Annotated in this window: 28 protein-coding genes and 2 tRNA genes; 6 read left to right on the top strand and 24 right to left on the bottom strand. The window is 51.3% G+C overall.

Going from position 1 to position 25349, the window contains the following annotated elements; all coding sequences use genetic code 11:
* Positions 1-62: 62 nt before the first annotated feature.
* Positions 63-665, bottom strand: coding sequence for a dephospho-CoA kinase (gene coaE / locus ACTS9Y_RS01710; protein ID WP_442584288.1), 603 nt, complete (start codon positions 663-665; stop codon positions 63-65).
* Between the two features lie 10 nt (positions 666-675).
* The gene (locus ACTS9Y_RS01715) at positions 676-1548 is read right to left on the bottom strand and encodes a prepilin peptidase (protein WP_442584289.1); all 873 of its coding nucleotides are present in this window, start codon (positions 1546-1548) and stop codon (positions 676-678) included.
* Between the two features lie 211 nt (positions 1549-1759).
* On the opposite strand from ACTS9Y_RS01715, the gene ACTS9Y_RS01720 reads away from it, so the two are divergent.
* Positions 1760-2173 (top strand): hypothetical protein, encoded by a 414-nt coding sequence (locus tag ACTS9Y_RS01720; RefSeq protein WP_442584290.1) that lies wholly within the window; start codon positions 1760-1762, stop codon positions 2171-2173.
* 79 nt (positions 2174-2252) lie between these two features.
* Here ACTS9Y_RS01720 and ACTS9Y_RS01725 read toward each other — a convergent pair whose 3' ends face one another.
* The 7 genes from ACTS9Y_RS01725 to recA all read right to left on the bottom strand — a co-directional run bounded on the left by ACTS9Y_RS01725 (position 2253) and on the right by recA (position 9260).
* Positions 2253-3182: a polyprenyl synthetase family protein gene (locus ACTS9Y_RS01725; RefSeq protein WP_442586890.1), complete on the bottom strand. Its 930-nt coding sequence runs from the start codon at positions 3180-3182 to the stop codon at positions 2253-2255.
* Between the two features lie 327 nt (positions 3183-3509).
* Positions 3510-3586: transfer RNA gene (locus tag ACTS9Y_RS01730), tRNA-Arg, on the bottom strand.
* A 59-nt stretch (positions 3587-3645) separates the two neighbouring features.
* A tRNA-Ser gene (locus ACTS9Y_RS01735) sits at positions 3646-3739 on the bottom strand.
* A 118-nt stretch (positions 3740-3857) separates the two neighbouring features.
* A complete protein-coding gene (locus ACTS9Y_RS01740; RefSeq protein WP_379031401.1) occupies positions 3858-5087 on the bottom strand; it encodes an aspartate kinase in 1230 nt (409 codons plus the stop codon).
* Between the two features lie 39 nt (positions 5088-5126).
* A complete protein-coding gene (gene alaS / locus ACTS9Y_RS01745; protein ID WP_442584291.1) occupies positions 5127-7778 on the bottom strand; it encodes an alanine--tRNA ligase in 2652 nt (883 codons plus the stop codon).
* Positions 7753-8226, bottom strand: a complete 474-nt coding sequence (gene recX / locus ACTS9Y_RS01750) for a recombination regulator RecX (protein WP_442584292.1) — start codon at positions 8224-8226, stop codon at positions 7753-7755. Before recX ends, alaS begins: the two co-directional genes overlap by 26 nt.
* 5 nt (positions 8227-8231) lie before the next feature.
* Positions 8232-9260, bottom strand: a complete 1029-nt coding sequence (recA, locus tag ACTS9Y_RS01755) for a recombinase RecA (protein ID WP_379031410.1) — start codon at positions 9258-9260, stop codon at positions 8232-8234.
* Between the two features lie 200 nt (positions 9261-9460).
* On the opposite strand from recA, the gene ACTS9Y_RS01760 reads away from it, so the two are divergent.
* A complete protein-coding gene (locus tag ACTS9Y_RS01760) occupies positions 9461-9811 on the top strand; it encodes a hypothetical protein (protein WP_442584293.1) in 351 nt (116 codons plus the stop codon).
* Here the strand turns inward: ACTS9Y_RS01760 and ACTS9Y_RS01765 are convergent.
* From ACTS9Y_RS01765 to mog, 5 genes are read right to left on the bottom strand one after another with little or no spacing between them, the layout of a single operon-like run.
* On the bottom strand, positions 9808-10332 hold the full coding sequence (locus ACTS9Y_RS01765) for a CinA family protein (RefSeq protein WP_442584294.1): 525 nt from the start codon (positions 10330-10332) through the stop codon (positions 9808-9810). The genes ACTS9Y_RS01760 and ACTS9Y_RS01765 overlap by 4 nt on opposite strands.
* Complete coding sequence (locus ACTS9Y_RS01770; protein WP_442584295.1) at positions 10332-10853, bottom strand: phosphatidylglycerophosphatase A family protein; 522 nt, start codon at positions 10851-10853, stop codon at positions 10332-10334. The genes ACTS9Y_RS01765 and ACTS9Y_RS01770 overlap by 1 nt, the downstream gene beginning before the upstream one ends.
* Positions 10837-11799, bottom strand: coding sequence for a thiamine-phosphate kinase (gene thiL / locus ACTS9Y_RS01775; RefSeq protein ID WP_442584296.1), 963 nt, complete (start codon positions 11797-11799; stop codon positions 10837-10839). The genes ACTS9Y_RS01770 and thiL overlap by 17 nt, the downstream gene beginning before the upstream one ends.
* Positions 11792-12148: a VanZ family protein gene (locus tag ACTS9Y_RS01780; protein WP_442584297.1), complete on the bottom strand. Its 357-nt coding sequence runs from the start codon at positions 12146-12148 to the stop codon at positions 11792-11794. Before ACTS9Y_RS01780 ends, thiL begins: the two co-directional genes overlap by 8 nt.
* Before the next feature lie 7 nt (positions 12149-12155).
* Entirely contained in the window at positions 12156-12773 is a 618-nt protein-coding gene (gene mog, locus ACTS9Y_RS01785) for a molybdopterin adenylyltransferase (RefSeq protein ID WP_442584298.1), read from the bottom strand.
* 167 nt (positions 12774-12940) lie between these two features.
* Here mog and ACTS9Y_RS01790 point away from each other — a divergent pair, with 167 nt between their 5' ends.
* Complete coding sequence (locus ACTS9Y_RS01790; protein ID WP_442584299.1) at positions 12941-13735, top strand: PDZ domain-containing protein; 795 nt, start codon at positions 12941-12943, stop codon at positions 13733-13735.
* Between the two features lie 54 nt (positions 13736-13789).
* Positions 13790-15763, top strand: coding sequence for a site-specific recombinase (locus ACTS9Y_RS01795; protein WP_442584300.1), 1974 nt, complete (start codon positions 13790-13792; stop codon positions 15761-15763).
* Here the strand turns inward: ACTS9Y_RS01795 and ACTS9Y_RS01800 are convergent.
* Positions 15760-16047, bottom strand: a complete 288-nt coding sequence (locus ACTS9Y_RS01800; RefSeq protein ID WP_442584301.1) for a sulfurtransferase TusA family protein — start codon at positions 16045-16047, stop codon at positions 15760-15762. The genes ACTS9Y_RS01795 and ACTS9Y_RS01800 overlap by 4 nt on opposite strands.
* 65 nt (positions 16048-16112) lie before the next feature.
* A complete protein-coding gene (gene yjgA / locus ACTS9Y_RS01805; RefSeq protein ID WP_442584302.1) occupies positions 16113-16643 on the bottom strand; it encodes a ribosome biogenesis factor YjgA in 531 nt (176 codons plus the stop codon).
* Positions 16644-16717: 74 nt separating this feature from the next.
* Here yjgA and pmbA point away from each other — a divergent pair, with 74 nt between their 5' ends.
* Entirely contained in the window at positions 16718-18040 is a 1323-nt protein-coding gene (gene pmbA, locus ACTS9Y_RS01810) for a metalloprotease PmbA (protein ID WP_442584303.1), read from the top strand.
* A gap of 112 nt (positions 18041-18152) precedes the next feature.
* Here pmbA and ACTS9Y_RS01815 read toward each other — a convergent pair whose 3' ends face one another.
* The 6 genes from ACTS9Y_RS01815 to panC form a co-directional block, all read right to left on the bottom strand.
* Positions 18153-19286 (bottom strand): MlaA family lipoprotein, encoded by a 1134-nt coding sequence (locus ACTS9Y_RS01815; protein WP_442584304.1) that lies wholly within the window; start codon positions 19284-19286, stop codon positions 18153-18155.
* Between the two features lie 219 nt (positions 19287-19505).
* The gene (locus ACTS9Y_RS01820) at positions 19506-20942 is read right to left on the bottom strand and encodes a cryptochrome/photolyase family protein (protein WP_442584305.1); all 1437 of its coding nucleotides are present in this window, start codon (positions 20940-20942) and stop codon (positions 19506-19508) included.
* A 2-nt stretch (positions 20943-20944) separates the two neighbouring features.
* Positions 20945-21412: a 23S rRNA (pseudouridine(1915)-N(3))-methyltransferase RlmH gene (gene rlmH / locus ACTS9Y_RS01825; RefSeq protein WP_442584306.1), complete on the bottom strand. Its 468-nt coding sequence runs from the start codon at positions 21410-21412 to the stop codon at positions 20945-20947.
* Between the two features lie 145 nt (positions 21413-21557).
* Positions 21558-21929, bottom strand: a complete 372-nt coding sequence (gene rsfS / locus ACTS9Y_RS01830) for a ribosome silencing factor (protein WP_442584307.1) — start codon at positions 21927-21929, stop codon at positions 21558-21560.
* Between the two features lie 17 nt (positions 21930-21946).
* Complete coding sequence (gene panD, locus ACTS9Y_RS01835) at positions 21947-22327, bottom strand: aspartate 1-decarboxylase (RefSeq protein ID WP_442584308.1); 381 nt, start codon at positions 22325-22327, stop codon at positions 21947-21949.
* Positions 22328-22430: 103 nt separating this feature from the next.
* The gene (panC, locus tag ACTS9Y_RS01840) at positions 22431-23285 is read right to left on the bottom strand and encodes a pantoate--beta-alanine ligase (RefSeq protein WP_442584309.1); all 855 of its coding nucleotides are present in this window, start codon (positions 23283-23285) and stop codon (positions 22431-22433) included.
* A gap of 161 nt (positions 23286-23446) precedes the next feature.
* On the opposite strand from panC, the gene mscL reads away from it, so the two are divergent.
* Positions 23447-23860 carry a large conductance mechanosensitive channel protein MscL gene (gene mscL / locus ACTS9Y_RS01845; RefSeq protein WP_442584310.1) on the top strand — a complete coding sequence of 138 codons (414 nt, stop codon included), beginning with the start codon at positions 23447-23449 and terminating at the stop codon, positions 23858-23860.
* Between the two features lie 139 nt (positions 23861-23999).
* Here the strand turns inward: mscL and ACTS9Y_RS01850 are convergent, their stop codons facing one another.
* Together ACTS9Y_RS01850 and ACTS9Y_RS01855 are read right to left on the bottom strand one after the other, a co-directional pair.
* Positions 24000-24407 carry a hypothetical protein gene (locus tag ACTS9Y_RS01850; protein WP_442584311.1) on the bottom strand — a complete coding sequence of 136 codons (408 nt, stop codon included), beginning with the start codon at positions 24405-24407 and terminating at the stop codon, positions 24000-24002.
* Positions 24408-24479: 72 nt separating this feature from the next.
* A complete protein-coding gene (locus ACTS9Y_RS01855) occupies positions 24480-25340 on the bottom strand; it encodes an HlyC/CorC family transporter (protein ID WP_442584312.1) in 861 nt (286 codons plus the stop codon).
* Positions 25341-25349: the final 9 nt, after the last annotated feature.

Genomic DNA, 25349 nt, shown 5'->3' on the forward strand with positions numbered 1-25349 from the left:
TTTTCTGTCAGCTGATACTTGAAAAGTATGCAATAAAAGCCTGATTATGAAACCCTTTTTACTCACTGGCAAGTTTTTGAGAAAATTTGATGAAACTTAAGTACTTTTTCATGCAAATCTTGCAGGTTTTGATCATTTTCAATCACGGAATCTGCAATCGCCAGGCGCTCCTGACGGCTACTTTGTGCGGCAATGATCGCTTGCGCCATCGCCTCCGAAAACGCGTTACGTTGCATCACGCGCGCTAGTTGCGTTTCTTCACTGCAATCCACCAGCAGTACATGATCAATCATAGTCCAGTCAGCACGGCTCTCAACCAGTAAAGGGATCGCCAGAATCACATAGGCAGAAGCGGAGTGTTGTGCGATCTGCCGTGCAGCCTCGGCGCGAATGGCCGGATGCATGATCTGGTTCAGCTGATCGAGCGCATCCGGGTCGGCAAACACCAGTTCGCGCAGCCTTGCCCGGTCTAACTGCCCATCTGCTGCAAACATGGCGTCGCCAAATGTCTGCCGCACGGTTTGCATGGCAATGCTCCCGGGGGCGCTCATGGCATGCGCAATGTCATCCAGGTCTACCACTGGCACGCCGAGATCAACAAAGGTTTTACATACCTCACTTTTACCACTGCCTATGCCGCCGGTGACGGCTACTACTTTAGTCATCTAGTTTCCATTAAGGCATCAGGTAGAAAGCGGCCAGCGTTTGCCCGTAAAACAAGGCGGCAATACCACCCAGTGCCAGAAACGGGCCAAATGGGATCGCGGTCTGCCGGGTTTTGCCTTTGAATAGAATCAAGCCTATGCCTATCACACTGCCCACGACCGAGCTTAGCAATATCACCGCTGGCAGCAATTGCCAGCCAAACCAGGCACCGATCGCAGCCAGCAATTTAAAATCGCCGTAACCCATACCCTCTTTACCAGTCACGAGTTTAAACAGCCAATACACAGCCCATAACACCAGATAGCCGGCCATGGCACCAACGACGGCAGAGGTAATATCCGTGAATCCATTATTCAGGTTAAGCAGCAGGCCCAGCCACAATAGCGGCAAGGTAATATCATCTGGCAATAACTGGGTATCGAAATCGATAAAGGTCAAAGCGACCAGCGCGATGACAAATACCAGCGCAAACAATGTCAAATGGCTATAGCCATATTGCACGGCGACCGCGAATGACAATGCACCAGTCAGGGCTTCTACCAGCGGATAACGGATTGAAATAGCGGCTTTACAGGCTTTGCATCGCCCGCGCAAAAACAGATAGCTGATGACAGGGATATTTTCTAGCGCGCTTATCATGTGTCCGCAGTGAGGACAGGAAGAGCGCGGAACGACCAGGTTATATTTGGGCTGCTCGGGCACATTTTGACCCTGTAGATCCAGGCAATTGGCATGCCATTCACGCTCCATCATTTTGGGCAGGCGATGTATCACTACATTGAGGAAACTGCCCACCAGCAAGCCCAGGACCAAGCACACGCCCTGCAGAAAATGTGGTTGCGTTCTTAATAAACTTAAAACAGGTTCAAGGAATTCTGTCATGATACCGATAACACTATTAAGGTTGCTGCATCATCTCATCGTTGTTACAAGTAAGCAAGATTAAAAGCCGCGCATGCAGCGCAAAGCCAGCTTCAAAGCAGAAATTACAGGCTTGAAAACAGATTGAATGTCACCATTTATGTGTAAGATGAGAATGACACTCCCGTTGAGTGCCTTCGCATCTGAATCTTACTAGTGAAGGAAGTTGCCTATGTCTGATCAAATCAAATTCACGCCTCCTACCGAACTCGCACTGGCCGAACTCGAACTGGGCCAGGTAGAACACCCTGCCTGGGACGAGCCGGTGATCTGCCGCGTAGAAGTCGACCTGCCAGGATGGCTGGCAAACCTGACCGGACAATCACACTGGGAAGTCTACAGTGAAGAGGAAGAGGAAAATTGTGTCAGCTTCGCCATGCGCGCCTCACACAAACATGGCCGGCCGACGATTGCCAGCCGTTCGGACCATGCCTTGCAAGCAGAAGTAACGCTTTATCACAATGGCTACGCGGTGGTCGATGTCAATGGTGAATCGCTGTTTGATGGCGCGTTGACAAACGCAACAAATGAATGCGCACGCTTGAGTTATTACCACGTGAGTGGTGAACCGATTGCGCTTAACTAGTCACCTTTAAACGGACTATTATTGAACTAGCCTATCAAGTGGATCAGCGCAGCATGCTTTGAAAATGCATGCTGCCGCTTTACTGCTGGCGGCTCACCGAAAACTGCGCCAGATCCAGCAACGCCTGCTTGGCTGCGCCGGGTTCAAAAACATCTAGCGCCTGACAGGCCAGCAGCGCCTCTTTTTGTGCGACCGAACGCACATAATCAAACGCCTTAACCGCATGCAGGATCTCCAGCACTTGTTCTAGCTGCGCGACTTGGCCTTCAAGCAACGCCTGCTTGACGAGGTCAGCCTGCGTCGCCGGGGCTTGCTGAATCGCATACAGCATAGGCAAAGTCACTTTGCCTTCTGCCAAATCATTACCCAATGTTTTACCAATCTTGCCACTGTCACCGGTTAAATCCAGCACATCATCAATTAACTGGAATGCCGTGCCTAAATGCATGCCATAGGTTGCCAGCGCCTCTTCATGTGCCGGGCTGGCCTGGCGTTGCACGGCCCCCAGGCGCGTGGCTGCCTCAAACAGTTTAGCCGTTTTAAAATGGATCACTTGCAGGTAGTCTTGTTCACTGACGCCGATATTGCGCACATTAAGCAGCTGCAGCACTTCACCTTCAGAAATGGTATTGGTCGCGTCGGCCAATATCTCCATCACGCGCATATTCTGCAACTTGACCATCATCTGGAAAGCGCGAGAATACAGAAAATCACCGACCAGCACGCTGGCAGGGTTTCCATACACATGATTGGCTGTTGATTTGCCGCGACGCAGGTCCGAGGCATCCACTACATCATCATGTAACAAGGTCGCGGTGTGTATAAATTCGATAATCACTGCGAGCTCATGGTGCGCTGGCGTCACACCACCAGCCAGATCGCCGGACATTAATACCAATGCCGGACGCAGGCGTTTGCCGCCACTATGGATGATGTACTCTGAGATTTGGTTTATCAGCGGTACCTGGGATGACAAAGACTGGCGAACAACGACATCCACCTGCTGCATATCGTCTGCAATCCGCGCCAAACAAGCATTAAGAGACACTAAAACACCAATAAAAAAACAAAGCTAGAGGATACCATATCTGACAACCCTCTCGCTACGCTGGGATGTGGATACCAGTAGTGCTCAATACGATGTGCGCCAGGATTTTAATTTCTTTACAAAAATCAGTAGCTCATTGAAAAATGCTTGTCGAGCACCTGCTTCTTGCAAATGACGATACAAAAAACTGCTTGTTTCAAGAAAACCACGCATCGTGTCATTGCTTGGACTGGAAGGGAAATAAGAAAGAAAAAAGCCTTGTTTCGTTAGAAACAAGGCTTTTATTTTTGGCGCGCCCGGAGCGATTCGAACGCCCGACCCTTTGGTTCGTAGCCAAATACTCTATCCAACTGAGCTACGGGCGCCAAGGTTGTTACAACGCTGTTGCAACAAGGACAGCATTATAACACAAGTTTAAAAAATTTGGCGGTGAGCGAGGGATTCGAACCCTCGATACAGGTTTAAGCCCATATGCTTCCTTAGCAGGGAAGTGCCTTCGACCACTCGGCCAGCTCACCGTTTTAAACGAGTACTACATTACTGCTCAACACAGCATTGCTACTGCATCGAAGGGCGCCATAGTACGCGAAAACCCTTCGTAAATCAACGCAAAATTAAAGAATGTTTTTAGTCAGATTACGCATCATCCAAAGCAAAAGCTTTGTGTAATACGCGCACTGCCAATTCCATATACTTTTCTTCAATCACCACAGCAATTTTGATCTCGCTGGTAGAGATCATCTGGATGTTGATGCCCTCTTCTGCCAGGGTACGGAACATCTGGCTGGCGATGCCAACATGTGAACGCATGCCCACACCGACCACAGAGACTTTGGCGATTTTATCGTCACCGCTGATTTCACGCGCCTGGATATGCCCTTGCACTTTATCGCGCAAAATACTCAGCGCCTTGTTCATCTCATTTTTGTGTACGGTGAAGGTAAAGTCGGTCGTGCCGTCGGCACCTACGTTCTGGATGATCATGTCCACATCAATATTGGCATCTGCCACCGGGCCTAAAATCTGGTAAGCAATGCCAGGTTTGTCTGGTACGCCAGCCACAGTCACTTTCGCCTCATCGCGGTTAAACGCGATACCGGAGATGATTGGATCTTCCATGTTTTCCTCATTTTCTTCAAACGTAATCAGTGTGCCATCGCCTTCTTCCTCAAAGCTGGAAAGCACACGTAGTTTCACTTTATATTTACCGGCAAATTCCACTGAGCGAATCTGCAATACTTTAGAACCTTGTGAAGCCAGTTCCAGCATTTCTTCAAAGGTGATTTTTTCCAGGCGACGCGCTTCCGGCACTACACGCGGGTCGGTGGTGTATACGCCATCGACATCAGTGTAGATCTGGCATTCGTCCGCGCCCAAAGCAGCAGCCAGGGCAACGCCGGTGGTATCAGAGCCACCACGGCCCAGGGTCGTGATATTGCCATTGGCATCGACCCCCTGAAACCCAGCGACCACACAGACATAGCCATCATCGAGGTCTTTTTTCAGGTTGTGCTGGTCGATATCCAGGATGCGTGCTTTGGTATGCGCATCATCGGTCAAAATCCTTACCTGTGAGCCGGTATAGCTCTTGGCTTTAATGCCAAGCTCTGACAATGCCAGCGCCGTCATACCTATGGTGACCTGCTCACCGGTAGACAACATCACATCGAGTTCACGCGGATCCGGGTCCGGCATGATTTCTTTTGCCAGCGCAATCAAGCGGTTGGTTTCGCCCGACATGGCCGATACCACTACCACGACCTGATGGCCCATGGCTTTGTAGCGCGCAACGCGCCTTGCCACATTGCGGATACGCTCAGGGTTTGCGACTGAGGTTCCACCGTATTTTTGTACAATTAATGCCATTATTTCGCTCTAACTATCAAATAAATGCTAACGATAAAATTAACTTAATTTTTGCTTTACCCATTCAGGGACGCTGGCCAGCGCCTGCGGTAACTGGCTGGCATCTGTACCACCTGCCATTGCCATATCCGGCTTGCCGCCGCCTTTACCGCCGACCTGGCCCGCAACATGGTTGACCAACTCGCCTGCTTTGAGTTTGCCGATCAAATCTGCCGTGACACCTGCCGCCAAACTCACCTTGCCCTCAGACACACTGGCCAGCACAATGGCAGCTGATTTGAGTTTGTCTTTCAGTTTATCCATGGTTTCGCGCAAAGTATTGGCATCTGCGCCTTCCAGGTTCGCCGCGAGCACTTTGATACCCTGGATCTCCTGCGCCTGGTTGAGCAGGTCATCGCCTTGTGCGCTGGCGAGTTTAGACTTCAACCGTGCCAGTTCTTTTTCTAAGGTTCTGACGTTATCCAGCACCTGGGAAATCTTAGCCGGCAGTTCGTGCGCCGGTGCTTTTAATTCACCCGCGACCTGATTGATCAAGGCCTGTTGCGTCTGTACCAGTTTGAGTGCGCCCTCACCCGTGGTCGCTTCGATACGGCGTACACCAGCTGCCACACCACTTTCAGAAGTGATCTTGAACAGGCCGATGTCACCGGTGCGGCGCACGTGCGTACCGCCACACAATTCTCTAGAAGTCCCGATATCCAGCACCCGCACTTCGTCGCCATATTTCTCGCCGAAAAGCATCATGGCGCCGGTTTGTTGCGCAGCTTCAATATCCATTAATTTGGCCAGCGTGTCAGTATTGGTCAGAACTTCTGCGTTGACGATGGCTTCGACTTTGGCGATTTGCGCATCGGTAACCGGGGCATTATGCACAAAGTCAAAACGGGTTTTTTCAGTATCGACCAGGCTGCCCTTTTGCTGTACATGCTCACCCAGTACTTCACGCAGGGCTTTATGCATCAGGTGGGTGGCCGAGTGGTTACGCATGGTCGCATGACGCGCCTGCAGGTTGACTTTGGCGGTCAGCGCATCTCCTACGGCCAGAGTACCGGTTTTTAATACGCCATGGTGACCAAACACTGCGGCCTGGATCTTCTGGGTGTCTTCCACGGCAAAAATACCGTTAGCTGATTTAAGCTCACCGCTATCACCAATCTGGCCGCCGGATTCGGCATAGAAAGGCGTGTCATCCAGCACGACGACGCCGAGATCACCTTCATTCAATGATTTTACCGGGCTACCGTCTTTGTACAGCGCCAGCACTTTGGCTGGTGTTTCCAGCTTGTCATAGCCGTGAAAACTCGTGGCCTGGCCTTCATATTCCAGGTTAAGCGCCATCTTGAATTTACCTGCCGACCGCGCCTGCTCTTTCTGGCGCGCCATGGCTGCATCAAAGCCAGCGGTATCAACGCTGACGCCACGTTCACGGCAAACATCAGCGGTTAGATCCAGCGGGAAACCAAAAGTGTCATGCAGTTTAAAAGCCAGGTCACCATTGAAAACCGCTGGCTTGGTCGCCAATTCGGTTTCCAGGATCTGCATGCCGTTTTCAATGGTTTCAAAGAAACGGTCTTCTTCCTGCTTGAGTACTTCAACGATACGCGCCTGATTGCTGACCAATTCAGGATAAGCTTCGCCCATCTCCAGCACCAGATCGGCCACCAGTTTATGGAAAAATGCGGCGCGACAGCCCAGTTTGTAACCATGACGAATCGCCCGGCGAATGATACGGCGCAAGACATAGCCACGGCCTTCGTTGCCTGCGATCACCCCATCAGCGATCAGGAAGGAACAAGCGCGGATATGGTCCGCCAGCACTTTCAGGCTGGGGCTATCCAGATCAGCGGTTTTGGTTTCACGGGCTGCGGCTTTGATCAACGCCTGGAACAAATCAATTTCGTAGTTAGCGTGTACCCCCTGCAAAACGGCAGAAATCCGCTCCAGACCCATCCCGGTATCAACCGATGGTTTGGGCAACGGATGCATCACGCCCGCTTCATCGCGGTTAAACTGCATGAACACGTTGTTCCAGATTTCGATAAAGCGATCGCCATCTTCATCGGGGCTGCCAGGCGGGCCGCCAGGAATATGCGCACCGTGGTCGTAGAAAATCTCGGTACAGGGACCACAAGGGCCGGTGTCCCCCATCATCCAGAAGTTATCGGAAGCATAGCGTGCGCCTTTGTTATCGCCTATGCGTACGATCTTGTCAGCAGGCACACCTATCTCTTTGTGCCAGATGTCATACGCTTCGTCATCTTCTGCGTAAACAGTGACCATCAGGCGTTCTTTTGGCAAGGCGTAGACTTCTGTCAGCAACTCCCAGGCGAACGTGATCGCATCGCGCTTGAAATAATCGCCAAAACTGAAATTACCCAGCATCTCAAAAAACGTATGGTGGCGCGCGGTATAGCCCACGTTTTCCAAGTCATTGTGCTTGCCGCCAGCGCGCACACATTTTTGCGAAGAAGCCGCACGCGTATAAGCACGTTTATCAAACCCAAGGAACACGTCCTTGAACTGGTTCATGCCGGCATTGGTGAACAGCAGGGTTGGGTCGCCATGCGGCACCAGCGAACTGGAGGCTACGACCTGATGGCCTTTAGAAGCAAAAAAGTCCAGGAAGGCCTGGCGGATCTGTTTGCTGCTGGGGTTACTGCCGTAACTAATGGTGGTCTTCTGCGCTGTCATCTTCTGCGTGTCTATTCAAAATTTTCTTAATTACATCAAACGTAAACCCCCGGCTCTGCAAAAAGCGGGCTTGTTTTGCCCAGTCTTCACGCGTTGTCGGGGACGCTTTAAACTTTTTGCGCCAGACTTCGCTGGCGCGTTCTACTTCATTTACCTGTAATACAGCCACTGCTTCAGCAACCAGCACATCATCAACGCCCTTCTCGCGCAGCTCATTGGCGACCCGGGCAGCGCCAAACTTGGCCTGACGGGCGTGTACCATCTGCTCGGCATAACGGGCATCGCTTAACCAGCCCCGCGTTTTGAAATCTGCGATCAGTGCCGCAATATCATCGGTTTCGCTGGCATAGGCTTTGAGCTTCTGCGCCAGTTCCGCTGCGGCGTATTCCCGCTTGCTTAGGTATTCCAGGGCGCGCTGGCGCAGCGACTTTTCAGGCTGCTGACGCAACTGGCTTAATCATCCTCGGTTCTGGCGGCTGTCATGCCATCTGCCAGGATGTTGGAATTAGCACGGATCTGCGCTTCGATCTCAGCGGCAATCGCTGGGTTTTCACGCAGGAATTCTTTGGCGTTTTCTTTACCCTGGCCGATCTTCTCGCCTTTGTAGCTGTACCATGCGCCTGATTTCTCGACCAGTTTGGCATTAGAACCCAACTCGATCACTTCGCCCAGACGGGAAATACCTTCACCGTACATGATGTCGAACTCAGCCTGTTTAAACGGAGGCGCGACTTTATTTTTAATGACTTTAACGCGGGTTTCCGAACCTGTGACTTCATCGCCTTTTTTAATGGCGCCAGTACGGCGGATATCCAGGCGCACAGAGGCGTAGAATTTAAGCGCGTTGCCGCCGGTCGTTGTTTCCGGGTTACCGAACATGACGCCGATTTTCATACGGATCTGGTTAATGAAGATCACCAGTGTATTGGTACGCTTGATGTTACCAGTCAGTTTACGCAAGGCTTGCGACATCAGGCGTGCTTGCAGGCCCATATGGCTGTCGCCCATTTCGCCTTCAATCTCTGCACGCGGAGTCAGCGCGGCGACAGAGTCAACCACCACGATATCCACAGAACCTGAACGCACCAGCATGTCGGCGATTTCCAGCGCCTGTTCGCCAGTGTCTGGCTGCGAAATCAACAGATCAGGCACATTCACGCCCAGTTTGGCTGCATATTGCGGGTCCAGCGCATGCTCGGCATCGATAAAAGCCGCGACGCCGCCCAGTTTTTGCATTTGCGCAATCACTGACAAGGTCAATGTGGTTTTACCTGAGGATTCAGGACCATAGATTTCGACGATACGTCCACGTGGCAAACCACCTACGCCAAGTGCAATATCCAGGCCTAATGAGCCAGTAGAGACCACTTGTAAATCTTCACCGATATCAGCATCGCCCATACGCATAATAGAGCCTTTGCCAAACTGCTTTTCAATCTGGGAAAGTGCGGCGGCGAGTGCTTTGCTTTTGTTGTCATCCATGGTGTTGCCTTTTGTGTGTGAGGAAAAAGCGCTTTTCGTTTAAACGCTATATAATCAGATAAATAACTGCTAATTATTTCATAAATCGACCATCAGTGATATGGCATTCGAACGATTAATGCAGTGAATTGTCAACCGTAATAAGGTGCACACGTTTAATAGCAAGAAAGCATTAAACGTTTTCCGTGAGAGGAACCTTTATGATCATCGTTAAATACATTTTTGGAATAGCGTTAAGCGTGGCGGCATTATCCGCCCAGGCGGACAATAACTGGTCAGCCGGTGTTGTCATAGGCAACCCTTATGCGCCGCCGCCCGTGTATTACGCGCCACCACCCGTCTATTACGCACCACCGCCAGTAGTGATCTACCGCCATCCGCAAAGCAGCTATTACGGCGCGCCAGGCTATGCTTATGCGCCACCAGCGCAAGGTTTCATCCAGTTTGGTTATGGTAATAACGGCTATCGCGGTTATGACCGTGGCCCACGCGGACCGCGAGGTGGTGGCTGGGGACGTGGCGGCCATGATCACGGCCACCATCATCACTAAGCCTGAGGTGAGGCTTTCACCAGCTTAAGCAAGCCCGTCAGCACATGGCTGGCAGCTTGCTGACGGATAGCAGCTCTACCCCCTTCAAAATGACGCGTTTCGACGACCAGCTTGGCTGGTTGCGCCGAATCCACACTGATAGCCCAGGCAAAACACACTGTGCCGACCGGCTTTTCTAAAGAGCCCCCGCTTGGGCCTGCAATACCTGTCACCGAAGCACTCATGCGCGCAAGACTGTATTTCAATGCGCCAGTCGCCATGGCCTGCGCCACTGGCTCACTCACCGCACCATGTGCCTGGATCAGCGCCTGCGGTACACCTAGCATATCCACCTTCGCCTCGTTGCTGTAAGTCACAAAGCCACGGTCAAACCAGGCAGAACTACCGGCAATAGCGGTGATTGCCTGCGCCACCATGCCGCCGGTGCAGGATTCAGCCAGCGCCAACTGCCAGCCTTTGGCTTGTAAAACCTGGCCTAACTCAGTACTTACAGTTTCCAGCAAGGTTTCCAGCGACGACATCACAGCCCCCTTTGCATAAGTTGTAACACCACAATCGCCATGACTGCCGCTAACCCGTCATCCAGCATCACGCCAAAACCGCCACCGACATGTTTGTCTGCCCAGCTGATAGGGAAAGGTTTCCAGATATCAAACAAGCGGAATAATATAAATGCGACGCCCCACCAGGCCCAGGTCACAGGCACGGTAACCAGTATCGCGGCCATGGCGACGATCTCATCCCAGACGATGGCACCATGATCGCTGACGCCCAGTGCCCGGCCGGTAAATGCACAACACCAGATACCGAACAGAAATAACAGTAACAGCCCCAGCCATTGTTGCCAGATTGGCAAAGACACAAGCATCCAGAATAATGGAAATCCCAGCAAAGTACCGGCCGTGCCTGGCGCTTTGGGGAACAGGCCGGTGCCTAAGCCCAGGCTGAGAAAATGCAAAGGATGCGAGAGAAGCAGCGCACCGTCAGGTTCGATGGCGTTGCCAGGCCTGGTATGTGAATGATGGTCAGTCAAAATGCACATAGCCTTTCTGTGACAATTCAATGGCGGTTCCTCCATCGAACACTGTGAGCCCTGGTGCCTGGGTGATACTGCCAATCCGGCTTAAAGGGATGGCAAGTGTGCCTGCCAACGCCAATATTTCATCTCGCCGCTCGGGTGAAGCGGTAAAACAGAGCTCATAATCGTCGCCCCCTGCCAGTACTGCCTGTTGTATCACCGATAAAGGTAATTGAGCTGTAAGCAATGCCGGTTTAGGCAGCAACGCCCAATCCAGTTGTGCACCTTTGCCGGAAGCTTTAAGAATGTGACTTAAATCCGCCAGCAAGCCATCAGAAATATCAAGCGCCGCATGCGCGATTCCCTGTAAGGCCAGACCCAGCGCCACACGCGGTTGTGGCTGATGCATGGCGGGCGCAAAATCAGCCACATCGTCTGTATGCAGGTCTAGCTTACCCAGGCGGTGCTGAAGCCACAAAGCGGCTTGCCCCAGTGTGCCACTGACCCAGATATCATCGCCAGCCTGTGCGCCATCTCGTTTAATGGCTTTTCCTACTGGCACTACACCCAAAATATTAATGGCGATATTCAATGGCCCACGCGTGGTATCGCCACCGATCAGGATGACACCATAGGCATCGGCGCAGGCGAATAAGCCCTGGCTAAATGCACTTAACCAGTCCGTATTGATCTCAGGCAACGCAATCGATAAGGTGGCCCATTTAGGCGTTGCGCCCATGGCCGCCATATCACTGACGTTGACTGCCATGGATTTCCACCCGATGGCGTAAGGGTCGGCCTCTGCGAAAAAGTGGGTGCCAGACACCGACATATCGGCGGAGATAGCCAGTTGATAGCCGGGAGCAACGCTGATTAAAGCGGCATCATCACCCACACCCAGATCCGTTGCGCCCAAGCCTGTGCGACCGGGGCGCGTAAAGTATTGAGCGATCAGGTCAAACTCAGCCATGCTTTTTTTTCCACCAGCGTTGTAGCAGGATGACCATGCCCCATGCCAATGCGATGCCGACCAGGTCAGCGTACCAGTCATAAATACTAGGTTGTCGCGTGGTCGTCATCACCCCTTGTAACACCTCCATCAAGCCACCAAAGACGGTCAATCCAAGCGCAATCGGCAGCCGGTGCGCGGGGAAAGCCATCAGCCCCCAAAACGTCACGCCGCCAAACGCAATAATATGCTCTATCTTATCTTTGTACAGCGAGCCATCATTGCTGGGTGGCATTTCCATCAGTAACAAATAGGTGAGAATGGTGAAACACGCGATAAAAATCAGCGTAGCAATGCTTTTGTAATTCATGATTCATTTATTCTTTAACAAGTGGGCTGGGGCGCAGGGCAGATTTTGGCCTGAAGGATTTGACGATATCCTCTGCTGTTTCCAGATATGGCATGGGCTGGCTGTCAGTGGCCAGCAGATCCAGGCAATAAGGCACGGCGGCAAAAATACCGGGCACCAGTACTTTGCCATCAGCCTCTTTCAAGCCTTCCAGAGTTTCCTGTATCGCCTTGGGCTGGCCTGGCAGGTTGATAATCAGGCACTGTTTGCGGATGACCGCCACCTGACGGGACAAGATGGCCGTCGGCACAAAGCGCAGGCTGATCTGCCGCATCTGCTCACCAAAGCCGGGCATTTCGCGATCCGCAATGGCCAGCGTGGCTTCTGGCGTGACATCCCTGAGCGCAGGCCCGGTGCCACCGGTGGTGAGGATCAAATGACAATGCGCGTCATCGACTAATTGCCTGAGGGTTTCTGAAATCACCGACTGCTCATCGGCAATCAAGCGGGTAACAGTTTCATAGGGGGAAATCAGGGTTTTTTCGAGCCAGGCGGATAGAGAGGGAATACCCTTGTCTTCATACACGCCCTGAGATGCGCGATCACTGATGGAAACCAGCCCGATACGCGTGAGTTGTGCTTGCATAACTGTAGGTCTATGAACGTTGAGGTTTAGTTGCATTGGCCTGGATTGAAACGGGCAGGATTGAATTGCTCAGAATCCAGGTGGTCTGTGTTAATGTACCAGCACATCATAACATTACCCGGCACCTGCGTAAGACTAAAACGTGTCATTGATTATGGAGAAAGCAGATGAAAGTTTTATGTAACACAGCGCACTTCACCTCTAAAACCAGCGCATCCAGCCATGTTTTTTTTAGAGCACTGCTGCTGGTGATGATGACCTTATTTATCGCTTCGCAGGCCGCGTTTGCCGATGAAAATCTCTACGCCAAAAACTATCAGGCACAAAACCAGGGTGACTTGCATTCACTGCAAGCCAACCCCGAGCCTGAGTTATTCAGCGGCAACCGCCGTGATGATGACAATATCACCATGCTGGAAAACGGCTATGACCTGATGGGTTTCAGCGGCTTTGAAGCGGGAGAAGTGCCACCAGAACAAGCCCGCAGCCATGGCCGCGCTATCCAGGCAGATAAGATCCTGGTTTACGTTAAAAAAGCCGGCAATGCTTCGCCCTCCTCAAAAATGGAGTTGATTAAAGAGGCGATTAAAAAAGGGCAATCACTGACCGAAAAAGATGTGGCTGCCGAACCGGGAAAATATCGCTATTACGCCACTTTCTGGGCAAAATTACCGCCGCCGGTACTGGGCATACACGTCATTAAACTGGTGTCCCGCCCATCCTCGCAAGGTGCTGATGAGCCGGCCTCACCTAGTGAGGGGGTGCGTGTGATTGCCGTGATTCATGGCTCGGCTGCTGAACAAGGTGGATTATTACGAGGCGACCAGTTGCTGAGTATAAACCAGGAAAAAGTCAACGATGCTGCGACCTTGTCCGTCCTGGTCAGAAAATTCAAGGGCAATACCGTGACTTTAAAGGTCCAGCGAAAAACTGAACCACTCTCACTACAAGTGACTCTGTAACAGCAGGTTTTACCTGCTCATTGCCAGCCCCATCAAAAAAAGAAAGTGTTTCACATGTTTCAAGTGACATTCGACCATCAGGCGGCACGTATCGCCTCCGGTCATATCGACGACATCGCGTTTTTACGCGCATTATTTGAAGACATCCGCCCGCACCACGCCACGGATACCGAAAGTGCCAGCAAATCCATACAGGCGCTATGTTTTCTGTTGCAGCAACAACCACAATTCGCCCTGGCGTTACGCAATAGCATCCTGCGCCTGCTGGATGAAAAAAGTGTCATTTCACTGTATTCAGAGCATGGCATCCAGTCTGACCTCGGGTTTTTTACCGAAATATACCGCCGCTTCTCCCATAAACTGCTGCCGGAAGTCCCTGACCCGAGATACCTGAAAGATGTATTCGGGCAGATTTTTTACCGCAATAGTGATGCCTACTGGATCACCGGCGTGCCCAATACAGTCTGGCGCGATTTTATGCATACGCTGGCGCTGGGCGAAGGCAACCACGCGCAGCAGCTCAGTTGTACCCAGGAATTGAAGGATGCGTTACAGGTACTCTCCTACCGCCTCTCTGCCTCTGGCCTGGACCCTGAGCTGATTTTGCAGCACGAGGACCTGGAGAATAATGACTCCCCGTTTATCACGCAAAATATTGAGATACAGAAATTTCTCACGCTGACGGTGGTTAACGCCGACGATATCCAGCATCTGTATGAGGTGCTCAAGCGTTGCGAGCAACTGACCAATGACATCCGCAAGGCGAATGCCAAAACCGGCACCAGCATTTCACTGACGGCCCTGATGCAAAGAATGCTGCAGCAAATCCACCGCATGCAGTTACTGGTGGATATCCTGCATGGCTTGCTGCTCAAGCATGATGTCAGTGATGCGATTGCGCGGCTGTTTAAGCAGCTGGTGTACGCAGAATGCAAAAAGAACAATCTTTCTGATTACTGGCGCCAGAACACTGAACTACTGGCTTTACGCGTAACGGAAAATGCCAGCCACACCGGCGAACACTATATTGCGCAAAACAGGCATGGCTATTACAAGCTGATGGGCTCGGCCATGGGTGCCGGGGTGATTATTGCGTTTATGGCCATGTTTAAAATCATCATCGCCAGCTATCACTTCGCACCATTGGCTGAAGCCATTTTCTTCAGCCTCAATTACGGCCTAGGCTTTGTCCTCATCCACCTGCTGCATTTTACCGTTGCTACCAAACAGCCGGCGATGACGGCGGCCACCATTGCAGCCACCATTGACGACGACGGGCATGACAGTAAAAACATCAACAACCTGGTCAACATCGTGGCGCAGACCACCAGCAGCCAGACCATCGCCATTTTGGGCAATGTGATTGTGGTGATCCCCATGGCGATGTTGATCGACTGGCTGGTGGTGCAATACAGCGGCCACCATTTTATTGGCGAAGCCAAAGCGCATATTCTGCTTGATTCCAACAACCCCATGATCAGCCTCAGCGTACTGTATGCCGCCGTGGCTGGTGTCTGCCTGTTTCTTTCGGGGTTGATCGCTGGCTACCATGACAACCTGGCCGCTTATAACCGCATCCCGGAACGTATTGCCAACCTGCCCCGCTTGCAGCGCTGGCTGGGCAAAGAGCGTCTATCGCGTATCGCGGAATATATCCGCCACAACCTCGGCGCGCTGGCGGGTAACTTCTATTTTGGTTGTCTGCTCGGGTTTGCTTCTGGCTTGGGTGTCATGCTGGGCTTGCCGCTGGATATCCGCCATGTCACGTTTGTCGCGGCTTTCTCCGGCTATGCATTTTCTGCGCTGGACTTTCAGTTGACTTATTACCTGCTGGGCACCGCCTTACTCGGTATTGTGGCGGTGGGAACGGTCAATTTGCTGACCAGTTTCGGCCTGGCTATTTTTGTAGCCATGAAATCACGGCAGGTGCGCTACCGGCACTGGAAAGCGTTCGCGCTGGAATTACTTTCCCTGCTATATCGCCAGCCATGGAAGTTTTTGCTGCCGCCCAAAAAGACAGAGCCTTAATTGCTTGCAGCGGGGGTTGAAACTTTTTCTATCAAAAAGTGAAACACCCCATTCTCTTTTCTGAAAGAGAGCAAGGTCACCGGGTGATTGCTAATCAGGTTACGGATATTCTGCTCACTGCCTAATGCCGTTGTTTTAACCAGCATCACCTGCCCAAGCGGCAAATGATCTATGGCGTCTTTGGTCCTTAACATCGGCTCCGGGCTTTCCAGGCCAGTTAAATCCAGTTCCAGATCAATATTGTTATGCACGGCACTCCCCTGCTGGCTGGCACTTTTCTGCAAGTGCGCCAGCCTGTTTTAAATGATATGTGATTGATTAAGTGTGCTAAACATACACTAGCAATGACTTATTCAGCGGACTCATCCGCTGCGCTGCTGGCGCCTTCGGCCAGCTCACGGATCATCTTGAATAATTCACGGCTGCTTTTTGGTGGCTTGTTGGCAGCCTGTTCTTTTTGCGCATTGCGGATCAATGTACGCATCTGCTGCACATCAGTACGCGGATACTCGACAAGAAACAGCTCAAATGCCTTGGCGTCTTCTATCAGGCGGGTGCGCCAGCGCTCCATCTGGTGAAAGCGGGCATTCTCTTCGAGGTGCTTGCCTTCCCACTTTTGCAGTTGTTCGACAATCGGCGCCAGGTCAATGTCACGCATCAGACGACCGATATATTGCTTCTGGCGGCGGATGGCACCGTTAGCGGTCAGTCGTTTAGCCTCGACGATCGCGTCACTCAAGGCTTCATCCAGTTGTAATTTCTTCAACCTGTCTTTAGGCAGTTCAAGCAATTGACGCCCGATTTCCTGCGCGGCATCCGCCTCTGCCTTTAGTTTGGTTTTACTGGGGGGGAGAGATTCATCAAGAGGTTCTGCGGTCATGGGAAAAGCAATCTGTGCCAAATCACGGTATGATACCAGCTTTAACTGCCAAGCAAAAAACAAGCGCCCATAGCATGCAACTGGATCAACTCAAGCAAATCTCGCAAGACATCATTCAACTGGCCAAGGCATCAGGCGCAAGCAGTGCAGAAGCTGACGTGAGTTTTGGCACCGGCCAGAATGTCTCGGTGCGTCAGGGCGAGACTGAAAATATCGAATATAACCGTGACAAAGGCTGCTCGGTCACCGTGTATTTCGGGCAGAGAAAAGGCTACGCCAGCACTTCTGACCTGAGCTTGCAGGCGCTTAAAGATACCGTACAGGCTGCCTGTAATATTGCCAAATATACTGCGGAAGATACCTTTTGCGGCCTGGCAGATGCCGAGCGCATGGCCACAGAATTTCCAGACCTGTCACTACACCACCCTTGGGCGATCGATGTAGAACAGGCGCTCGCCCTGGCAACACGCTGTGAGGCGGCAGCTCTGGCGGTCGATACGCGCATCAGCAACAGTGAGGGTGCGAGCGTTTATAGCCAGAGTGGCGCGTTCGCCTACGCCAACAGCCATGGTTTTGTGGGAGGCTACCCGAGTTCGCGTCACAGCATCAGCTGTTCGGTGATCGCAGAATCAAACAACCAGATGCAGCGAGATTACTGGTACAGCAGTGCCCGCGATGCGCAAGACCTGGCATCGCCTGAACAAGTTGGCCAGATCGCAGGCTCACGCACAGTTAAACGGCTGGATGCGCGCCCGATTAAAACCGGCCAGTACCCGGTGCTGTTTGAAGCCCCGCTGGCCAGCGGCCTGATCGGGACGTTGATCAGCGCCATCTCGGGCGGAAATTTATACCGTAAATCTTCATTCTTGCTGGATAGCCTGGGACAGACGATCGCCAGCCCGTTGCTGCATATCGAGGAAGACCCGTTCATCCTCAAAGGCGCAGGCAGCAGTCCGTTTGATAATGAAGGTGTCGCCTGCCAAAAGCGTACTCTGGTCGAAAATGGCGTATTACAAGGCTACTTACTGGGCAGCTATTCGGCACGCAAGCTGGGCATGCAATCCACCGGCAATGCCGGCGGCTCGCACAACATCCTGGTGCGCTCTACCGGGCAGTCATTAGAGCAACTGTTGCAAACACTGGATACCGGCTTGCTGGTGACCGAGTTGCTTGGTCATGGCATGAATATGATCACTGGCGATTACTCACGCGGTGCCGCAGGTTACTGGGTAGAAAAAGGCGTAATTGTTCACCCGGTGGAAGAGATCACCATTGCCAGCAACATGCAGGAGATGCTGAAAGGCATTATTGCGATTGGCAACGACACGATCCCGAACAGCTCAAAACTAACCGGTTCGATATTGATCGATCGCATGACGATCGCCTCTGCCGAGTAAGCTGGCTGCGACACAAATAAAAAAGGCTTTGCAATCAATGCAAAGCCTTTTTTATTAAACTGTTTTTTAACTTGTTTCTGCGACTTACTTCTAAATCACCCGCAAACAACTTTTATTTTGCAGGGGCTTCCAAAGTCAGCAACGTCTCATCAATGCCTGCCACTACATTAGCGGCGTGATCATCGGTGGCCACAGACTCTTCCACAGCTTGCTGACTGACTTGATCAACCAGCGGTGGCAATACTTCCTGAGATTGTGTCGCCGCAGGTGTGTCAGTAGAATCCGCTGCCACATCTGGCAGTGTTTGATCTGATACCGCCTGATCTGAGACAGATTGCTCACTAGTCACCGCAATGTCTTCTACCGCAGGTTGCTGAATTTCAGATTGTTGAACTTCAGGTTGTTGAATTTGGCTAGTCATCGCGCTGACATTTTCTTCAATCGGTACATCTGATTGCAAAACAACCGTATCCGCAGCCACTGGGTGCTCCACTGCAGTCGCTTTGGCTGGCTTAGCTGGCTCTTCATCTTCCGGCTCAAACTCATCCTGTAACAACTCTTGCGGCACGATGCCATCCTGCACCAGGCTGGCGCGGCGTTGCAGATAAGCATCACGCATAAACGCATATGGGTCAATCGACGCATCATCCACCAGGTCTTTGGCATCCAGCAATTGGGTACGCTTGTCCACAAACTGCACGATACGCACCTGGTTATGGGCACGGATCTGACCAGTGTTGTGCAGGTAAGTGATAGGGTCAGAAGTCACCGTATCAAATGCCAGGCCACCAGCGTCACGCACAGTGCTAGGCCCTAAAATCGGCAATACCAGGTATGGGCCTGAACCCACCCCCCAGTGACCCAGGGTTTGTCCAAAATCTTCCTGGTGTTTTGGGATGTTGTCTTTGCTGGCGACATCGATAAAACCAGCAATACCGAAAGTGGTATTGATCACAAAACGACCGGCATCGGTAAATGCCTGCGCGAATTTCAATTGCAGCAGGTCATTCACAACCGTAGTCAAAGTACCCAGGTTGTTGAAGAAGTTGCTGATGCCGGTACGCACTGGTGTGGGGGTCACTGCCTTGTAAGCCTTGGCAACCGGCTTCATGGCATATTGATCCACCACATCATTGAATTTGTATATTCCCCTGTTGACGCCTTCCAGCGGGTCTTTATTGGTGGTTGCACACCCTGAAAGACCTACGAGCACGGCTATCAATAAAACGGATTTTAGTTTTTTCATATTTTTCATTATATTTAGATGAAGCAAATTGGTATAAATGCCTTTATAAATTTAGTCGTGGCATGTAAGAAGCTTATCTATCCTACAAATAGCCTGCTATCACTTTTACGGCGCCCATTTCAAAAATTGAAGGGCAACAACGCAATGACGGTCTACAACGAAAACCTTACTACCACCTTACCAACTGCAGCGTAAACCGAGATTATTCTACATCAAATGTCATTTTTGCTTCACATTATTTTTGTAGAGCGCTAGCGCTTCTTGCCGTTGTACAGCATGGTTTACAACTGGCATCGGATAGTCCACTTCCGGCATGCTGACCAGCTGGCCTTTCTTGCTTGACGTACCTGCCCATGGCGCATGAATGACCTTATCATTCAGCGCGACTAATTCAGGTACATATTTACGGATAAACTTGCCCTGTGCATCAAATTTTTCTGACTGTGACTGCGGATTAAAAATCCTGAAATACGGTTGCGCATCGCAGCCAGTAGAAGCTGCCCATTGCCAGCCGCCATTGTTCGCAGAAAAATCAAAATCAATTAATTTTTCGGCAAAATACTGTTCGCCCCAGCGCCAGTCGATCAGCAAATCCTTCACCAGGAAACTGGCCACTACCATGCGCAAACGGTTATGCATATAACCGGTCTGGTTCAGCTGGCGCATGGCCGCATCGACCAGTGGAAAACCAGTCCGCCCTTCACACCAGGCCGCAAACCAGTCACGATTATTGGGAAAAGGTAACTGGTCATATTCCTGCCGGTAGGCATGGCCATCCAGTTGCATATCTGGCCGGTGATAACACACCTGAAAATAGAAATCACGCCAGATCAACTCGCTTAACCAGGTGGCTGCGCCCGCATTGCCAGCCAGGGACAATTGCCAGGCCGCATGCGCCAGCTGGCGGATCGAAATGGTACCAAAGCGCAAATGCACCGATAAATAAGAGACACCTTTGATGGCGGGATAGTTGCGCGCCTCCTCATAATCTTCTATCCGTTGCAGAAAGTCGTTGAAGAGTTGTTGCCCACCTGCGATACCGGTCGGCAAACGCATGGTTTTTAAATTGGTGCGAGAGAAACCTAGGCTTTCCAGCGATGGCATGGATTCTTTGCTTATTTTAGCCAAAGAATCCAGGTAACGCTGCACGGGATAAGCTTTGAGGTAAAACGGGTTCAGCTTGGCCAGGTGCGCTCTTTTATAAGGGGTGAATACGCCATAAGGCTTGCCGGTCTGCGTCAGGATTTCATCCTGCTCAAACAGCACCTGGTCTTTGAACAGGTGCAGGGTCTGGTCAGCGCGCAATAAAACCTGCGCCACCTGCTCGTCACGCGCAATAGCTAACGGCTCGTAATCGCGATTGGCATAAACAGCGGCCACTTCAAGCTGCTGCGCCAGTTTGGGTATCTCTTCCAGCGCTTTGCCATGCCGAACCAGCAAATCGCTGCCTGATTGCTGGAACACTTCTTTGAGCTCGGCGACACTTTCCCAGATAAATTCGACGCGCCTGTCGTGCTTGTCAGTCAGGGCATCCAGGATATCGGTATCAAATACAAACGCCACATAGACCTGCTCGTGCCGCTTTAAGGCGTGATACAAGGCGGCATGATCCTCAAGGCGCAAGTCACGACGCAACCAGACCAAAGCTTTAGACATGTTTATTCCCGGTGATAAGGATGACCACTTAGGACCGTATGCGCGCGATAGAGTTGCTCAGCGAGCATCACCCGCACCATGCCGTGCGGCATGGTGAGCTTTGAAAGGCTGAACAACCATTGCGCTTGCGTCTTCAATTGCGGGTGCAAACCATCAGCCCCGCCTATCACCAGCGACACATCACGGCCCAGCTCCTGCCAGCTTTTCAACTTATCTGCCAGTTGCAGGGTAGTCACAGCCTGGCCACGCTCATCAAGCGCCACCAGAAAATCTTTACCAGCAACTTCGAGGATACGTTTGGCTTCTGCCTCTTGCACGACTTCGCTGTTTTTGCCCGCCGCGCGTTTGTCGGGTTTGATCTCGATGATGCGCGTTTCCAGCTCACGCGGCATGCGCTTTAAATACTCGGCGCAGGCGGATTCAACCCAGTCAGGCATTTTATGTCCAACCGAGATGATATTCAGCTTCATGAAGTGATGGCGACTGTTATGAAACGGGAGGAAATCTGTGCGCAGGCCCACTTAAAATCGTGGCGAAGCTTGCGGGCCACGCCGGGTTTAATGTGGAGTGCAGCTTGCACCCTGCTCTGCGCGCACATAGTGCAGATGCTTTTGATTAAGCGGCTGAAGCTGCGCGTCGCGATTGCGACTCGCTCCATAATTGCTCAAGGTTGTAGTAAGCGCGCGTGGCAGGCACCATGACATGGATGACGATCTCGTCCAGGTCAACCAATACCCATTCACCGTCTTTTTCACCTTCAATACCACGTGCGTCCACGCCTTTTTCTTTCAGCTTTTCGCGGACATTATCCGCAATCGCCTTGCACTGACGCGTGGAATTACCGCTCGCCACAATCATGTAGCTGGTGAGCGTCGTCATCTTGTGCACATCCATGACGGTAATATCAAAGGCTTTAATATCTTCCAGCGCGTCGACGACGGCCAGTTTCATCTCTTCAAGAGAGATATTTTTATCTGTAGGTTGCATAGGCACACTCAATGGATTCAGGCAGCTTGCGCCGGGATATGGTCTTTTTGTTCAACGATACGGTTATGTGTATCGACATAGACCAGTTGTGGATGGTAGCTGGCTAACTCAGCTTCGGTGTACTGTGAATAGCTGGCGATAATGATCAGGTCATCCGGGTCTGCCTTGTGTGCAGCCGCACCATTGACAGAAATCACACCGGAGTGACGCTCAGCGCGAATCGCGTAAGTCGTAAATCGCTCGCCATTGTTGATGTTGTAAATCTGGATCTGCTCATATTCGTGAATATTGGCAGCTTCCAACAAGGCTTCATCGATGGCGCAACTACCCTCGTAGTGCAGCTCGCTGTGCGTCACACGCACCCGATGCAGCTTTGATTTCAACATGGTTCTTTGCATTGCATCCCTTCAGTTAATTCCCCGCCAGCGCGGAAAAGGTCGTAATTATAAAGTTATCAATAGCTTAGCGCAAAATAATTTTCATAAAAACGTGACGATTTTCCTAAAGGTTCACTTCACAATTATCAATCAAACGCGTATTACCCAGTTTGGCCGCGGCCAGCACCACTAGTTCCGTCTGGCTGGCTGAAGGCGTACTCAAATCCTGTTGCGCACGAATCTCTACATAATCTACCTGCCAGCCCTCTTGTTGGAGGGCCAAAACCGCTTGCTTGCACAAAGCCTCATAATCACGGCGGCCATTTTCCAGCGCTACCCGCACTTGTTGCAATTGTGCATACAGCTGGGCAGCTTGCGTTTTTTGTTCCGCAGTCAGATAGCCATTACGGGAGCTCATGGCCAGCCCGGAAACTTCGCGCCTGGTATCCACCCCCACGATTTCAATGCCAAAATTAAGCTGCCGCACCAGTGTCCGTATCACCATCAACTGCTGGTAATCCTTTTTGCCAAATACGGCAAAGTCAGGTTTCACCATATGAAACAGCTTGGTCACCACTGTCGCCACACCGGCAAAATGCCCAGGCCGGCTGGCACCGCACAAAACATCTGCCATTGGCGGGGGCTGTACGATGATTTGCTGACGCAAATCCTGGCCATTAAAGTCAGGGTACATCTCCTCCACTGCCGGGGCAAAAACAACATCTGCGCCCACGGCACGCAATTGCTCGCAATCGGCTTGCAATGTGCGTGGATAACTGCCGAAATCCTCATTCGCACCGAACTGCAACGGGTTCACAAAAATACTCACCACCACAATGCCTGCCCGGCTTTTAGCCTGGCTAACCAGTTCACAATGGCCCGCATGCAGATTGCCCATGGTGGGAACAAAACCGACAGACTTGCCAGTCTGGCTATCAAGAAACGCGCGCAACTCGCGCAAAGTATGAAACAACTGCATGGATGAGCGCTTGACCTCTGGGCTTAATATCGCAGCATTATATAACACGGCCCATTTTTTAAAGGTTGGCCGCAGGGAATTGACAAATAGGCGAATCAACGACTATAGTCAGTTGTGTGAGTTGATGTAAACAAAAATTAACAATTAGAGGAGTATGACTTATGAGTGTGGCATCCGAATTTAAACAGTTTGCACTAAAGGGCAACGTGATGGATCTGGCAGTCGGTGTGATCATCGGCGGCGCGTTTGGCAAAATCGTTGACTCACTGGTTAACGATATCATTATGCCTATCATCGGCAAGATTTTTGGCGGGTTTGATTTCAGCAATATGTATGTGCCACTCAATGGCCAATCTGCTGACCTGGCACTGGTGGAAGCGAAGAAATTAGGCGCAGTGCTGGCCTACGGTAACTTTATTACCATCGTGCTGAATTTCATTATCCTGGCCTTTATTATTTTTCAAATGGTCAAATTCATGAACAGCCTGAAAGAAGCTGCACCGCCACCAGCCCCTGCAGCCACACCTGAAGACGTGTTATTGCTGCGTGAAATCCGTGACAATCTGAAAAAATAACACCCGGATTCTTTCGCATGAAATATAAAAGGGCGCCTCTGGCGCCCTTTTATATTTACGGGTGATGCTGCAGACCCGAGAGATGAATTAAAACTATAAAAAAGTAATTAATTAATTACCTGGGAATTAAGTTTTCTTGCTAAAAAGGTTGCCCTTCATAGGGTTGCACTTCGTATGTCTGACCTTGTGTAGCATCTGACCCATCATTATTCAGAAACACGATCACACTGACCTGGTCATCAATAATATCCAGTTCGGTGGTCGGATAGAATGCGCCCTGCTCGTCTTTGTTGATATTATGGTAATGCCAGATGGATGCCACCACACGGCCACTATCCTTTAATTTCACGTCTTCGGCTCGTGCAGGCTCGCCCAGCAATGCGATAATCTCCGAACGCTTGAGTTTGCTTACCGCATTGACAAAGCCCTGCTCGTCCAGCGGTAACTTTTCGGCGGCAGGTTTTTCAGTCGTCTGGCCAGCCCATACAGGCTGACTTAAAGACAGCAACGCCGCTGCCAACAGATAAAACCAGGATTGTGTTCTCATCTTAACGCTCCTTTTCAGATAGTCAGGCAATCAAAACAACCTTTGGTTCGCGCCAACATTGCGCGGCGGATATTACACAGACTCTATCGGGTAAGGTTCTTCCGGCAATTGCTCTACCAGCAGCACATGTACGCGACGGCTATCCGCATGCACCACCGTGACACTCAGGTTATCAATGCGGATTTGCTCACCGCGTTTCGGTAAATGGCCAAAATGGTTCACCACCAGGCCACCCACGGTAGAAAATTCTTCATCACTAAACTGGGTACCCAGCACTTCATTGAGTTCATCAATATCCGTCAGGGCTTTGACACGAAAGGTGCCCGCCTCTTGATGGATAATATTGCCTTCGGTTTCGTCGTCATCGTACTCATCTTCGATATCGCCGACAATTTGCTCTAGCACATCCTCAATGGTGACCATGCCCGCCACACCGCCGTATTCATCCACCACAATGGCGATATGGTTACGGTTACTGCGAAACTCTTTCAGCAATACATTCAAGCGTTTTGATTCCGGAATAAATACCGCCGGGCGCAGCATATCGCGTAACTCAAAAGACTGGTCAGCGTAATAACGCAACAGATCCTTGGCCAGCAGTATGCCTATGACATCATTTTTATTGTCTTCAATGACCGGGAAACGGGAGTGGGCTGTTTCAATGACAAACGGGAGTAAGGTTTCAGGCGGCTGCTCAATGTCTATCACATCCATTTGTGAGCGCGGAATCATGACATCGCGCACTTGCATTTCACTGACCTGCAGGACACCCTCAATCATGGCGAGGGAATCGCCATCCATCAAGTGGTTTTCATAAGCCCCATGCAGCAACTCAACCAGCTGCTCGCGATCTTCTGGCTCGCGCAGAAGAAAATGACTTAATCGTTCTAATAAAGAGGGTTTATGTGACAACTTTTCCGGCTCAGAAGCCATACGTACTGC

The sequence above is a fragment of the Methylophilus sp. genome (assembly GCF_052173275.1).
Classification (GTDB): Bacteria; Pseudomonadota; Gammaproteobacteria; order Burkholderiales; family Methylophilaceae; genus Methylophilus.